The sequence below is a fragment of the Polaromonas sp. genome (assembly GCF_016185115.1).
In the GTDB taxonomy this organism is placed as follows: Bacteria; Pseudomonadota; Gammaproteobacteria; order Burkholderiales; family Burkholderiaceae_C; genus Polaromonas.
On the sequence record NZ_JACPOF010000030.1, the window covers coordinates 71,046 to 84,803 of the forward strand.

At 59.5% G+C, this 13,758-nt stretch carries 13 protein-coding genes and 1 tRNA gene; 4 read left to right on the forward strand and 10 right to left on the reverse strand.

Annotated elements, in window-relative coordinates; all coding sequences use genetic code 11:
- Positions 1–91: 91 nt before the first annotated feature.
- The 4 genes from HYX42_RS21335 to HYX42_RS21350 form a co-directional block, all read right to left on the reverse strand.
- Positions 92–167: transfer RNA gene (locus HYX42_RS21335), tRNA-Val, on the reverse strand.
- A gap of 22 nt (positions 168–189) precedes the next feature.
- Positions 190–462 carry an HU family DNA-binding protein gene (locus tag HYX42_RS21340; protein ID WP_293406997.1) on the reverse strand — a complete coding sequence of 91 codons (273 nt, stop codon included), beginning with the start codon at positions 460–462 and terminating at the stop codon, positions 190–192.
- A 253-nt stretch (positions 463–715) separates the two neighbouring features.
- The gene (locus HYX42_RS21345; protein ID WP_293406999.1) at positions 716–1,810 is read right to left on the reverse strand and encodes a tartrate dehydrogenase; all 1,095 of its coding nucleotides are present in this window, start codon (positions 1,808–1,810) and stop codon (positions 716–718) included.
- An 11-nt stretch (positions 1,811–1,821) separates the two neighbouring features.
- Positions 1,822–2,703, reverse strand: coding sequence for an alpha/beta hydrolase (locus HYX42_RS21350; RefSeq protein ID WP_293407001.1), 882 nt, complete (start codon positions 2,701–2,703; stop codon positions 1,822–1,824).
- A gap of 126 nt (positions 2,704–2,829) precedes the next feature.
- Between HYX42_RS21350 and HYX42_RS21355 the strand changes: the two genes are divergently transcribed.
- Positions 2,830–3,780: a LysR family transcriptional regulator gene (locus HYX42_RS21355; protein WP_293407003.1), complete on the forward strand. Its 951-nt coding sequence runs from the start codon at positions 2,830–2,832 to the stop codon at positions 3,778–3,780.
- An 11-nt stretch (positions 3,781–3,791) separates the two neighbouring features.
- On the opposite strand, the gene HYX42_RS21360 is transcribed toward HYX42_RS21355, so the two are convergent.
- From HYX42_RS21360 to uvrC, 3 genes are all read right to left on the reverse strand, one after another.
- Entirely contained in the window at positions 3,792–4,682 is an 891-nt protein-coding gene (locus HYX42_RS21360) for a DMT family transporter (RefSeq protein WP_293407725.1), read from the reverse strand.
- A gap of 68 nt (positions 4,683–4,750) precedes the next feature.
- A complete protein-coding gene (gene pgsA / locus HYX42_RS21365) occupies positions 4,751–5,317 on the reverse strand; it encodes a CDP-diacylglycerol--glycerol-3-phosphate 3-phosphatidyltransferase (RefSeq protein ID WP_293407726.1) in 567 nt (188 codons plus the stop codon).
- Between the two features lie 51 nt (positions 5,318–5,368).
- Complete coding sequence (gene uvrC / locus HYX42_RS21370; protein ID WP_293407005.1) at positions 5,369–7,291, reverse strand: excinuclease ABC subunit UvrC; 1,923 nt, start codon at positions 7,289–7,291, stop codon at positions 5,369–5,371.
- 53 nt (positions 7,292–7,344) lie between these two features.
- Here uvrC and earP point away from each other — a divergent pair, with 53 nt between their 5' ends.
- The 3 genes from earP (at position 7,345) to HYX42_RS21385 (ending at position 10,117) form a co-directional block, all read left to right on the forward strand.
- A complete protein-coding gene (gene earP, locus HYX42_RS21375; RefSeq protein ID WP_293407007.1) occupies positions 7,345–8,451 on the forward strand; it encodes an elongation factor P maturation arginine rhamnosyltransferase EarP in 1,107 nt (368 codons plus the stop codon).
- A 148-nt stretch (positions 8,452–8,599) separates the two neighbouring features.
- On the forward strand, positions 8,600–9,154 hold the full coding sequence (gene efp / locus HYX42_RS21380; protein WP_293407010.1) for an elongation factor P: 555 nt from the start codon (positions 8,600–8,602) through the stop codon (positions 9,152–9,154).
- 96 nt (positions 9,155–9,250) lie between these two features.
- Positions 9,251–10,117 carry a TIGR00730 family Rossman fold protein gene (locus HYX42_RS21385; RefSeq protein ID WP_293407012.1) on the forward strand — a complete coding sequence of 289 codons (867 nt, stop codon included), beginning with the start codon at positions 9,251–9,253 and terminating at the stop codon, positions 10,115–10,117.
- Here HYX42_RS21385 and HYX42_RS21390 read toward each other — a convergent pair.
- The 3 genes from HYX42_RS21390 to HYX42_RS21400 form a co-directional block, all read right to left on the reverse strand.
- A complete protein-coding gene (locus HYX42_RS21390; protein WP_293407015.1) occupies positions 10,105–11,292 on the reverse strand; it encodes an MFS transporter in 1,188 nt (395 codons plus the stop codon). The genes HYX42_RS21385 and HYX42_RS21390 overlap by 13 nt on opposite strands.
- Positions 11,293–11,376: 84 nt before the next feature.
- Entirely contained in the window at positions 11,377–12,735 is a 1,359-nt protein-coding gene (gene rmuC / locus HYX42_RS21395) for a DNA recombination protein RmuC (RefSeq protein ID WP_293407017.1), read from the reverse strand.
- A 2-nt stretch (positions 12,736–12,737) separates the two neighbouring features.
- Entirely contained in the window at positions 12,738–13,724 is a 987-nt protein-coding gene (locus tag HYX42_RS21400; RefSeq protein ID WP_293407020.1) for a D-glycerate dehydrogenase, read from the reverse strand.
- Between the last annotated feature and the right edge of the window lie 34 nt (positions 13,725–13,758).

Genomic DNA, 13,758 nt, shown 5'->3' on the forward strand with positions numbered 1-13,758 from the left:
GACGGCCATCGCGGCCAGAGAGCCCCATGAATGTGGAGCCCTAATAAAAAAGGCGAACCATTTGTTCGCCTTTTCACATTATCGCAGTCTGTGGTGGGTGCTGACGGGCTCGAACCGCCGACCTACGCCGTGTAAGGGCGCTGCTCTACCAACTGAGCTAAGCACCCCACAAACTATTAACCATGTCTGTCAGTTCAAAGCATCTTTCAGCGCCTTGCCCGGACGGAACTTGGGAACCTTGGCTGCCTTGATTTTAATCGCATCGCCGGTACGCGGGTTACGGCCGGTACGCGCAGCACGTTTACCCACGGCAAAAGTGCCAAAACCCACGAGGGACACGGAGCCGCCCTTCTTCAGTGTGGTCTTGACGGCGCCAATGGTGGCTTCGAGCGCGCGGGTGGCCGCGGCTTTGGAGATGTCTGCGTTTTTGGCGATGTGCTCGATCAGTTCAGTCTTGTTCACAAAGGGCCCCTCGTTAGTGAAAAGTTAATTCGGTTGTCTCTAAAAAGTATCTCCCGGGACATCATGAACAGACGTCAGCGGGAGGCGGCATATGCAGGTCAACTGCTGCATGCCATTAGAGCGACGGGCTTCCCGTGTGTCAATACAGCAGCAGATTTTTACAACGTGCGGAGGCGGATTCTAGTCCCTTTTTTCACGCTTTATAAATCTGATTATGTGCACACATTGTAATTTTTTGCCTTGACAAATCGCCTCACACCAAAGCGGCTGCGATGGCTTTTCCGACATCGCTTGTGGATGCCGTACCACCCAGATCAGGCGTACGCGGCGCACCACTCTGGGGTGCAAGCACCTTCTCGATGGCAGCCAGCACGGCATCGTGGGCATCCTTGTGGCCGAGGAACTCAAGCATCATCGCGCCACACCAGATCTGGCCTATGGGGTTGGCAATCTGTTTGCCTGCGATGTCGGGCGCAGAGCCGTGCACGGGCTCAAAGAGTGAAGGGAACTTGCGCTCCGGATTGAGGTTGGCGCTGGGCGCAATGCCAATGGTGCCGGTGCACGCCGGCCCGAGATCACTGAGGATGTCACCAAAGAGATTGCTCGCAACCACCACATCAAAGAAATCAGGTCGCTGCACAAAATGCGCCGTGAGAATATCGATATGAAATTTGTCCAGGTTGATGCCTGGATAGTTCTTTGCCATCTCGACCACACGCTCGTCCCAATAGGGCATGGATATCGAAATGCCATTGGACTTGGTAGCGCTTGTGAGGTGTTTTTTGGGTCGTGACTGCGCGAGCTCGAAGGCAAACTTCAGTACCCGATCAACGCCAATTCTTGTAAACACGGATTCCTGCAAAACGAATTCCCTGTCAGTGCCGGGGAAAGCCTTGCCGCCAATGCTGGAGTATTCGCCCTCGGTGTTTTCACGCACGATATAAAAATCGATCTCGCCAGGCGCGCGTGCGCTGCCGTCCTTGCGCACAACGGGTGCAATGATGCCGGGCATCAGGCGTGCAGGGCGCAGGTTGATGTACTGGTCGAACTCGCGGCGAAACAGAAGCAATGAACCCCAAAGCGAAACATGGTCGGCGATCTTGTCAGGCCAGCCCACTGCGCCGAAATAAATCGCATCGTGCCCGCCGATCTGGTCTTTCCAGTTGTCGGGAAGCATCTTCCCGTGCTTTTCAAAATGGTCCCAGCTCGAAAAATCGAAATGGTCAAACTGCAGGTCGATGCCGAACTTGCGGGCAGCGGCATCCATCACGCGTATGCCTTCGGGCATGACCTCCTTTCCTATGCCATCCCCTGCAATAACTGCGATCCGTTTTTTTCCGCTGGCCATGATGTCTTCCTTCATTCAGTTTTAAAAAAATCAAAAATATTCTTGAGCAGAAGCTCTGGTGCTTCTTCAGCGATGTAATGCCCGCAAGGCAGGCTTTGTCCCGTGACCGTTGCGGCCCGCTCACACCACATCGCCAATACGTCAAAACATTTGCCTACCGCGCCATGCTCGCCCCAGAGGACATGCAAGGGTTGCAACAATTTATTGCCGGCGGCGATATCTTCCCGGTCATGCACAAGGTCAATCGAGGCCGAAGCCCGGTAGTCTTCACAGATGGCATGTGCGGTGCCCGCAATGGCGGCGCAACGTTCATATTCAGCGAGGGCCCGGGGTTCGAACGCGGCCATGCCGGCGTGGCGTTTACCCATGACACCGTGCAGGTAACGCACCGGGTCTGACTCAATCAGTGCCTCGGGCAGTGGTGGCGGCTGGATCAGGAAGAACCAGTGCCAATAAGCCGTGGCAAATGCCTCGCTGGTGCCCTCATACATCGCCAGCGTGGGGGCGATGTCCAGCAGCATCAGGCGCTCGACAGCCCCCGCGTGGTCCGCTGCCAGCCGATGCGCCACGCGCGCGCCGCGATCATGCGCCAGCACCTTGAAGCGTTCAAACCCATGGTGCGCCATGACGGCCAGCGCATCCAGTGCCATTTCGCGCTTTGAATAAACCACATGCCCGGCATCACCAGCAGCCCTGACCGAGTCGCCATAACCGCGCAGATCCATCAGCACAACAGTGAAGCGCCTAGCCAATTCAGGTGCGACGCGATGCCACATGGCATGGGTTTGCGGGTGGCCGTGCAGCAGCAGAAGCGGCGGGCCCTCGCCACCACGCAATGAATGTATCTGGCCTGCAGGCCCTGCTACCGGGACAGAAACAAAACCCTCAAACATGGGCCGGCCACCTGGCATATGAGTGGGTTTCTGCGAGCTTTTGTCTGGACATGGCTACATCATGCCGGTCTTGCCCAGCCGATTCAATCAATAATCAGAGCATTGATTATTTCTTTTTAAGAAATTATGGACAGAAGTGACCTTGAGCTGGTTCTCGCCATTCGTGACCACGGAAGCCTGACCGCTGCCGCATTAAGTCTTGATATCGCCGCACCTGCGGTGACCAAACGTCTTGCAGCGCTGGAGGCCAGCCTGGGCCAGCGGCTGTTCCAGCGGACTACGCGGCGCGTGAGCCCCACAGCAGAAGGCGAAACCCTGTGCGAGCGCGCACGGGTATTGCTGCAGGGCTTCACGGCACTGGAGGACGAGCTTCAGGAGAGAAAGGCACAGCCCACCGGTCTCATACGACTGGCCGCAACATTTGGCTTCGGCCGCCTTTGGCTTGGCCCTGCACTGGCCGAATTCCAGCAGCGTTACCCGCGTATCGAAATACAGCTGCAGCTGACAGAACAGCTGCCAGACCTGGCCCGCGAAGGATTCGACGGTGCCATCTGGCTGTGGTCAGTCAACAGCAGGCAGGCAGCCGAATGGGTGTCGCGCCGTCTGGCACGCAACCAGCGCGTGCTGGTGGCCTCCCCCGCTTACATAAGGGGCCATGGCATGCCAGCCACTCTGGAAGACCTGCAGAACCACGTGTGCCTCATCGCCCGTGAAAACGGAAATGAGGCAGCGCAGCGTTTTGATGTCTGGCAACTTCACAGGGAGCGCACCAAGACACCGGTACGCATACGCGTGAATGGCCCTCTTTCAAGCAACTCGGGCGAGCTGGTGCGGGACTGGTGCCTGCAGGGGCACGGGGTCATGCTGCGCAGCCTCTGGGATGTGACGCCGCAGCTGGCATCTGGCGAACTTGTCAGGGTGCTGCCGGCCTGGTCCATGCCGGATGCCGATATTCACTGGCTGGCGCCCTACCGCAACGACTCACCAAAACGCATAAGGCTGCTGATCGACTTTTTGCTTGCCCAGTTTGCGGCAGAGCCATGGAAGCTTAAAAACCGGGCCAGGCAAGGCCCTTGAGCGAGAAAGGTTCAGGCGGGTGTATCGGCCTGCTTCGGCCTCGCAGCCCTCACCACCAGGCTCACGCCAATCGCAGTCATGACGGTGCCGATGATGGTGGCTGTAGTGATCAGCTCGTCAAAAAGCAGCCAGGCCATCAGCGCGGTGGTGGGCGGCACCAGATACAACAGGCTGGTCACGGCGGTTGCTGCGCCGCGCTGTATCAGCAGATAGAGCAGAGAACTACCGCCTAGCGTGAGTGCCAGTACCGACCAGGCCATCGCGCCAATGAAGTGCGGGTTCCAGTTGATCGCCTCCGCCTCCAGAAAGCTAAAAGGCAGCGTGACCACCAAGGCAGCCGCCAGTTGTATAACGTTGGCCGTGCGCACGTCGGTGGGCTGAACAAAACGTTTCTGATAGAGCGTGCCCGCAGTGATGCTGAAAAGCGCGACAACCGTGGCAGCCAGCGTCAGCGCCGTGACTTCGTGGCCGGTGCCGAATTTGCGCGACACCACCAGCAGCAGACCACCCAGCCCGAGAGCAAGGCCCATCCACTGGCGCAGGGTCACTTTCTGCTCACCCTGCGCATCATCACCCCATGCAATCCAGGACACCCACAGCGCTGTCAGCACGGGCTGCAAGCCCACGATCAGGGCAGCGAGCCCTGAGCCCATGCCGCCCTTGACCGCTATCCACACACCGCCAAGGTAACCGGCATGCATGAACACCCCGGTGATGCCCAGATGCAGCCACTGCTGGCGACTGGCGGGCCAGACCGCACGTGCCAGAAAAATCCAGACCAGGAAGCAGGCAATGGACAGCGCGTAGCGGATTGAAAGAAAAGTCAGTGGCGGCGCATAGGGCAGGCCGTACTTGGCAACAATGAAACCGGTGCTCCAGATCAGGACGAACACCGCAGGCATGGCCCGTATGAGGGCGCTGTCGGAAGGCTTGGAACTCACAAAAAAGGCTTTATCGGAACGCAGGTGGCTTATTTGGCCCGGGCGCGGATTTCCGGGATCGCCTTTTGCAGGTAATAAATCATGGACCAGACCGTCAGGATGGCGGAGATCCAGATCAGCCAGGTGCCCCAGATGTGCGTGTTGATCACGCCAAAGAGCGTGCCATCGAAGAGCAGAAAGGGAATGGCGATCATCTGCACGGTCGTCTTGACCTTGCCCAGCATGTGCACAGCCACACTTTTGGTTGCACCTATCAGGGCCATCCACTCGCGCAGGGCCGAAATGGCGATCTCGCGGCCGATGATGATGAGTGCAACAAACACGTCTGCACGCTGCAGGTGAACCAGCACCAGCAGCGCGGCGCATACCAGAAACTTGTCTGCGACGGGATCGAGAAAGGCGCCAAACGAGGAAGTCTGGTTGAGCTTGCGGGCGAGATAGCCATCAAGCCAGTCGGTGGCGGCGAACACCACAAACATGGCCGTGGCGATCAGGTTCTGTTCGGCCGGAGATATCTTCAGGTAAAAAACACCCACGATCAGGGGGATCGCGATGATACGCGTCCAGGTCATCAGGGTGGGGATAGTCCAGAACATCTTCATGCATTTTGGCATGAGCCGGGCTCCGCCGGGTCTGGCCACTCAAAGTCAGTGCAGCGCGCGATAGATTTCTTCGGCCAGCTCGCGTGATATTCCATCAACGGTAGCGATGTCTTCAGCACTCGCAGATGCAATGGCCCGTATGCCGCCAAAGCGCTGCAACAGGCTGGCCCGGCGCTTGGGGCCTATGCCTTCAATGTCTTCGAGCTTGCTGGCTCCCACCCTGACCTTGGCGCGTTTGGCACGCATGCCGGTAATTGCAAAACGGTGCGCCTCGTCGCGTATCTGGGCTATCAGCATCAACGCAGCAGAATCGCGGCCCAGGTAGATCTTCTCGCGCCCGTCGGCAAATACCAGTTCCTCAAGGCCGACCTTGCGGCCCTCGCCTTTTTCAACGCCGGCAATGAGGCCGAGGTCAAGGCCCAGCTCTTCAAACACCTCGCGCGCCATGGATACCTGGCCCTTGCCGCCATCGACCAGCACCAGGTCGGGCAGCTTTGCCTCGTTGTTGCGGGCCGCCTCTGCCAGCTTGCTGTAGCGGCGCGTCAACACCTGGCGCATGGCTGCATAGTCGTCGCCCGGTGTGATGCCCTCAATGTTGTAACGGCGGTATTCCGCACTTTGCATCTTGTGGTCGTGAAACACCACACATGATGCCTGTGTGGATTCACCAGCGGTATGCGAGATGTCAAAGCACTCGATCCGCAGAGCGGCCAGATCTTCCATCTTCAGGTCCAGCGCCTCGGCCAGCGCGCGTGTCCTGGCCTGCTGCGATCCTTGTTCAGAGAGCAGGCGCGCCAGTTGCAGGCTGGCGTTTTTCTCTGCCATCTCAAGCCAGATTCGCCGCTGCTCGCGCGGCTGGTGAATGGCTGCGATGCGGTTTCCCGTCTGCGCCATCAGCGCCGCTATCAACTCTTTATCCACCGGCTCACTGCATACAAGCGTTGGCGGTACCGGCACATCGATGTAGTGCTGCGCAATAAAGGCTTCCAGCACCAGGGCTTCAAGCGTCTTGGTCTTGATGGCCCCTGCGCCTCCTGCAGCCCCGGCTGCGTCAACAGGCTCGGCATCCAGTTCGGCCACATCCACGGCATTCTCAATGTGTGTCGGGAAATAAGGCCTGTCACCCAGATGCCGCCCGCCTCGCACCATGGCCAGGTTGACGCAGGCCTTGCCGCCCTGCACTTTCACGGCCAGGATGTCCACATCCTTGTCGCCACCGATCTCCATGGACTGTTGGTGCAGCACTTTTGAAAGTGCGGACATCTGGTTGCGCAGCTCGGCCGCCTGCTCGAATTCCAGCCTGTCGGCATGCTGCAGCATCTGCTGCTCAAGCCCGTTCAATATCTCCTGGGTTTCACCCTGCAGGAATTTCTCGGCATTGGCAACGTCCTGTGCGTACTGCTCGGGCGTGATGTGGCCCACACAGGGCGCGGAGCAGCGCTTGATCTGGTACAGAAGGCAGGGCCGGGTGCGGTTGTTGAAGACCGTGTCCTCACAGGTGCGCAACCTGAACACCTTCTGCAGCAGCAGAATGCTTTCCTTGACCGCCCATGCGCTCGGATAGGGGCCGAAGTAGCGGTGTTTCTTTTCGACTGCACCGCGGTAATACGCCACGCGGGCAAAGGTGTGTGAGGCCAGCTTGAGATAGGGGTAGCTCTTGTCATCGCGAAACAGGATGTTGAACCTGGGATTCAGCGTTTTGATCAGGTTGTTTTCAAGCAGCAGCGCCTCGGCTTCAGACCGCACGACTGTCGTTTCCATGCGCACAATTTTGGTGACCATGTGGCCGATGCGCGTGCCGCCATGATTCTTCTGGAAATAATTGGACACACGCTTCTTCAGGTTGCGTGCCTTGCCCACATACAGCACACCGCCTTCCGCATCAAAGTAGCGGTAGACCCCCGGCATGGCCGGAAGCGCGGCAACCTCGCTGAGGAGTTGTGGGTCGAATTCGTGGATTTTGGTCATGCAGTCAGGGGAAGCGGGCGCATCTCGAAACCCGTATTGTGGACAATCCTGTCATGGATCACAGCGACCAAACCCTGCAATGGGACATATTTTGCAGGGTCATTGACAACTTTGGAGACATTGGCATCTGCTGGCGCCTCGCCGCAGACCTGGCCTCGCGCGGCCAGCAGGTGCGCCTCTGGGCTGACGACGCCAGCGCACTGGCATGGATGGCGCCGGGTGGCGCTGCTGGCGTCAGGGTCATGGCATGGACGCCGTCACTGGCCGACACTGACCTTGCCCTGTTGGCAACTGCACCATGCGATGTGATGGTGGAAGCATTCGGCTGCGACATTCCCGCACAATTCCTGACCGCATGTGCCGCACGGGCCGTCCTCAAAGGCAATCCCCCTGTCTGGATCAACCTCGAATACCTTTCTGCAGAGTCCTATGCAGAGCGCAACCACGGCCTGCCCTCACTGGTCAGCAGCGGCCCTGCAGCCGGGTGGAAAAAATGGTTCTTTTACCCCGGCTTCACGGCCCTCACGGGCGGCTTGCTCAGGGAAAGGCATCTGGCAGGAAAGTACAAGGCCTTTGTTCGTGAAGACTGGCTGAACGGCCATGGCATACCCTGGCAGGGCAAAACGCTGGTCTCGCTGTTTTGTTATGAGCCGCCCGTCTTGCCAGCGCTGCTAAAGCAACTGTCGGCGCAAGGACTTGATGGCAAACCAGTGCAACTGCTGGTGGCCGAGGGGCGTGCCCGGCAGGCAGTTCAGGCCCTCGAAGGCACTCTCGAGCACCCCGGTATCTCATACCTGCCGCTGCTGCCCCAAACTGATTTTGACCATCTGCTGTGGACCTGCGACCTCAACTTCGTGCGTGGTGAGGATTCCATCGTGCGCGCCATCTGGGCCGGCAAGCCTTTTGTCTGGCAAATCTACCCGCAGGACGATGGCGTGCACAGCATCAAACTCGATGCTTTCCTGACCATGCTGAAGGCACCCGCCTCCCTGCGTGATTTTCATGATCGCTGGAACCGGAGCACGACGGAACCTGCCGCCGCCAACCTGGCCATTGACCTCCCGGCGTGGCGAATCTGCGCGCAGAATGCCAAAACCAGGTTGACAGCCCTGCCAGACCTGACAGCCAGCCTGCTGGAATTTGTCCACAAAAACCGCTAAAATCAGGGGCTTTGTAGAAGTTGCCGGGTGTTTTCACCCATTTTGTCAGTAAGGCAACTCCCGCATTCCGCCGCTGAATGGGCATCAGGACCAGACACTGACGCTTGAGCGGCCTACCTCACTACGCACTATTTGCGCTGAACCCGTTATGAAAATCGCTCAAGAAATACGCGCCGGCAATGTCATCATGCATGGCAAGGAACCCATGGTCGTCCTGAAAACCGAATACAGCCGCGGCGGCCGCAACTCCGCCACCGTGCGCATGAAGCTCAAAAGCCTGATCGGCAGCTTTGGCACTGAAAACGTCTTCAAGGCCGACGACAAAATCGACCAGGTCATCCTGGATAAAAAGGATTGCACCTATTCCTACTTTGCAGACCCGATGTACATCTGCATGGACGCCGAATACAACCAGTACGAAGTCGAAGCCGAGAACATGGGCGACTCCCTGAACTACCTGCAGGACGGCATGGAACTGGAAGTCGTGTTTTACGACGGCAAGGCCATCTCCGTAGAACTGCCGACCAACGTCGAACGCGAAATCACCTGGACGGAACCAGCCGTCAAGGGTGACACCTCCGGCAAGGTCCTCAAGCCCGCCAAGATCGCCACCGGCTTTGAAATCGGCGTGCCTATTTTTGTGGCGCAAGGCGACGTGGTCGAAATCGACACCCGCACCGGCGAATACCGAAAACGCGTTTAATTCCGCCAATGCGGACAAAAGAAAGGCTCCCATGTGGAGCCTTTTTTGCGTCTGCAGCCTACCTTTGATGCAGAAGAACTGCTTCACAATATAAATATGCCCAACAAGACCCACGACCTCCACTCTCCTCGCCTCGCCGATGCCTGGGCGGTACTTCAAGCCCACTCGCATGCGGGTTACCAGCTCGAACCTGATGCCTCCCGCCTGGCCTTTGCCGACCCCGAGTTCCTGCTGCGCCGTGAAACGCGCGGCATACGCTTTCAGCTGGAAATGCTCAAGCCGGATCTGGAGCAGCAGGCACACGGGATTGAAAACACGGTCGTCGTGTTCGGCAGTGCCCGCTTTCGAAGCGAGGAAGAATCCGCAGCCCTGCTCGCACAGGCAGAAGCAGGCAGCGACCCTGAATTGACTGAACGCCTGCGCAAGCTGGCGCGTAATTCCCACTATTACGAAAAGGCCCGCACCTTTGGCAGTCTGGTCGCAAAGTACAGCGAACCCAAAGAACCGGCAGACAAGCTATTCATCTGCACCGGCGGCGGCCCCGGCATCATGCAGGCGGCAAACCGCGGTGCATTTGAAGCGGGCGGCATCAGCGTGGGGCTCGCAATCGCGCTGCCCATGGAGGAAGAAGCCAACCCCTACGTTCCACCCGCACTGCTTTTCAAGTTTCACTACTTTGCGCTGCGCAAGATGCACTTCATGATGCGAGCCAAGGCACTTGTGGTGTTCCCCGGCGGGTTCGGGACGCTGGACGAGCTGTTCGAGGTGGTCACGCTGGTGCAGACACGCAAGGCAAAAGCCGCCCCCATCGTCCTGTTCGGCAGTGACTACTGGAAGCGCCTGCTCAACATCGACATGATGGTGGAGGAAGGCGTGATATCACCCCAGGACGTGAAGCTGCTGCACTACGTGGACGACCCCCATGTGGCCTGGGACCTGATCAAGGACTTTTACGAGCTCTGATCACCATGGGGCAACGACGGCGGGCGCAAGCCCAGCACGGCCCGCGTGCCGACGCCCACAATACCTCCGAATACCCAGAACAGGCCGCTCACGCCAATCAGTGCGCCAGCCAGGCCAAACAGCATGGGCATGGCCACACTGGAGGCGTTGATGGTCATGAGGCGCAGGCCCAGCGCTTCGCCATGGCGCGAATGCTCCGTGATCTGGTGCAACATGCTCATCACCATGGGCTGCACTGCACCAAGCGCCAGCCCCAGCAACACCGAACAGATACCCATGCCCATCGCCGAAGTCATGAGAGGGTAGATCGCGAACACGAGGGCGGTAACGACATTTGCCGTGATGATGACGCTGCGTTCGCTGGCCCGGGCCGCAAACAGAGGCAAGGCCAGCCGCACGCCCGCTGCGGCCAGTGCGAACGCACCGAGGATGGAGCCAATCACCGATGCACTCAAGCCAAGCTCATGGCCCAGCAGCGGCAGCACAAAGGTATGCACATCCCACGCCGCAGCCTGCATCCAGTTGATGAACAGGAGCCGCCTGAACATCGGCGCACGCAGCAGGTCCCAGGCACGCGGCCTGACGCCCTCCGCGCGGGGGGACAGCGGCAACTCCCTGACCCCGCGCGTCAGCAGCCAGCTTGCCAGGGGCAACACCGCCAGCAGAATGAACGCCCAACGGTAGCCCGGCAGGTCACCTGCGGTATGCCCGGCATGATCAATCATCAACCCGGCAGCGAAGGGGCCGACAAAGTTGGCCGCGGCAGGAGCGATGGCCAGCCAGCTGAAAACCTGTTTGAGTTGTTGCGCGCCCTCGGCAGCCCGACCCGCATGGCGTTGCAGCGAAATGACAGCTACGCCGGTGGCGCCGCCGGTCAGCAATGCAGCTGCACACAATGCCGGAAACACGGGAAAGGCCGCAGCAAGTCCAGCCCCGGTAGCGGCCGCCATCACCGCAAGCACAAGTGGTTTTCGCAGGCCGTGACGATCAGCAAAGCGTCCTGCAGGCAAGGCCAGAAAAACCTGCGTCAGCGCAAACAGCGCCAGCAACATGCCAACCGCAGCAGCGCTGTAGCCCAGTTGCAATGCCAGCAGGGGGCCGGCCAGGCGCATGCCCGTCATGGCCGCATGCAGGCATACCTGCGCAAAAATCAGCCTGATCAGTTCCCGATTCATGTTGTGGGCTTACACATCAGGTCACAAGCCCGCACCATACGGCCTGGCGGGCCATGTGGCTATCTATTTGATGGCAAACCGGATTCACGGCAGGGTTTCATCACCTTCGTCTGCGGGCGGCAAAATCGCTTTGGACTGCCCTTCCGGCAAGGCTTCCACCTGCCGCAAGGCACGGTGCATGACATTGCTGCGCGTCTGCGCCTGGTCGAGCGTGTTCAGCACCGTCTGGGTTTGCGCTTTCACTTTCGACAGCACATCGCCAAACTTGGTGAACTCGGCTTTCACCGCGCCCAGCACCTGCCAGACTTCGCTGGAACGCTTCTCGAGCGCCAGGGTTCTGAAACCCATCTGAAGGGAGTTGAGAATCGCCAGCAGGGTCGTCGGGCCGGCCAGCACAATACGGTGCCTGCGCTGCAGGCCCTGCATCAGGTCGGGGCGACGCAATACCTCCGCATACAGGCCTTCCGTCGGCAGGAACAGGATGGCGAAATCGGTGGTGTGCGGCGGCTCGATGTATTTCTCTTCGATCGAACGGGCCTCCAGCCAGATGCGGGCCTCGAGCGCCTTGCCTGCCAGCTCCGCCGCTATCGGGTCGGCGCGCTGCTGGGCATCGAGCAGGCGTTCGTAATCTTCGTTCGGGAATTTCGCATCGATGGGCAGCCACAGCGGCTCGCCATGCGCATTGCGTCCGGGCAACCGGATCGCAAAGTCCACCGTGTTGCGGGTGCCGGGCCGGGTGCACACCTGCGCCGCGTATTGCTCTGCGGCAAACACCTGTTCGAGCAGGGCCTCGAGTTGGGCCTCGCCAAAAATGCCGCGGGTCTTGACGTTGGTCAGCAAATGCTTGAGGTCACCGACACCCTGGGCCAGCGTCTGCATTTCACCCAGGCCCTTGTGCACCTGCTCCAGCCGGTCGGCAACCTGCTTGAAGCTTTCACCCAGACGCGCTTCGAGCGTGGTTTGCAGCTTCTCGTCGACCGTCCTGCGCATCTCGTCGAGCTTGGCGGCATTGCTCTCCTGCAGTTGCGCGAGCTGCTTTTCCATCGTTTCACGGACCTCTGCAAGGCGGCGCGCATTGGCATCGCTCAAGCCCTGCAGCTGCGTGTTCAGCGTGTCGGCCAGCGATTTCTGCAGCAGCGTGAGTTGCTGCGAGAAAGCGTCGATCTGCGCGTTCTGGGTACGCGTCGACTCCGCGCCCTGCTGCACCAGCGCCTGCTGGAAGGTTGCGAACGTGGTGGCAAGCTCCTGCCGGCTCGCGCGGGCGTTGTCGCCGATTTCCTGCCGCACGTCACGCTCGAGCTTGTCATGCCCGGCGCGGATATCTGCAAGAAGCTTTGCCGCGCCGTCCGTGTCGGCCACAGGTTTGCGCGTGACCAGCCAAACCAGCAACAGCAGGATCAAAACCAGCAGGACCACAGACAGCCAGACGGCAATTTCAGGCATGCTTATCTTCCTGCAAGCACAGCCGGGTTCACGGGCGAAGGTGGGGTTCTGCCACTGAAGAATTCGATCAGGTTGTCAGCCGCCAGATTCGCCATGGCCAGCCGCGTCGGAACCGTGGCGCTGGCAATGTGCGGCGTCAGCACCACGTTGGGCACAGTCAGCAAATCGGGATGCACCGAAGGTTCGCCTTCGAACACGTCGATACCGGCGGCAGCGATCTGTTTGTGACGCAACGCCCTGGCGAGCGCCGCATCGTCCACGATACCGCCGCGGGCGATGTTGACCAGGGTTGCGGTGGGTTTCATCATGGCAAGCTCCGCCGCACCAATCGCATGGTGAGACTCCGGGGAATACGGCAGCACCAGCACCAGGTGATCGGCAGTTTCAAGCAGCTCCTTCTTGCTGACGTAACTGGCCTTGCATTCGGCCTCAAGCGATGCATCCAGCCTTGAACGGTTGTGGTAAATCACCTTCATGCCAAAGCCGAGCGCACCGCGGCGCGCAATGCCCTGCCCTATCCGCCCCATGCCAAGGATGCCGAGCGTTGATCCGTGAATGTCAGAGCCGGCAAACATGTCGAAGCTCCATTTGGTCCACTTGCCGGCGCGCAGGTAATGCTCGCTTTCCGTCATGCGGCGGGCTGCAGCCATGAGCAATGCGAAACCAAAATCGGCGGTGGTTTCGGTCAGCACATCCGGGGTGTTGGTGGCCAGCACCCCGGCCGCCGTCATCGCCCCGATGTCGAAGTTGTTGTACCCGACAGCCATGTTGGCGCAGATTTTCAGTTCCGGGCAGGCCTTGAGAACTTCAGCATCGATGCGATTGCTGCCGGTGGTGAACACACCGCTTTTGCCTTGCAAGTGCGCAATCAGCTGGGCTGGCGACCAGGCCTCATCGGCCGAGTTGTACTCGACTTCAAAATGCTTTTCAAGACGCGCGATGACCTCGGGAAAAATCTCCCTCGCCACCAGAATCCGGGGTTTGCTCATGTCAATAAACCTTCATGGGTTGGATGGCTGCGCA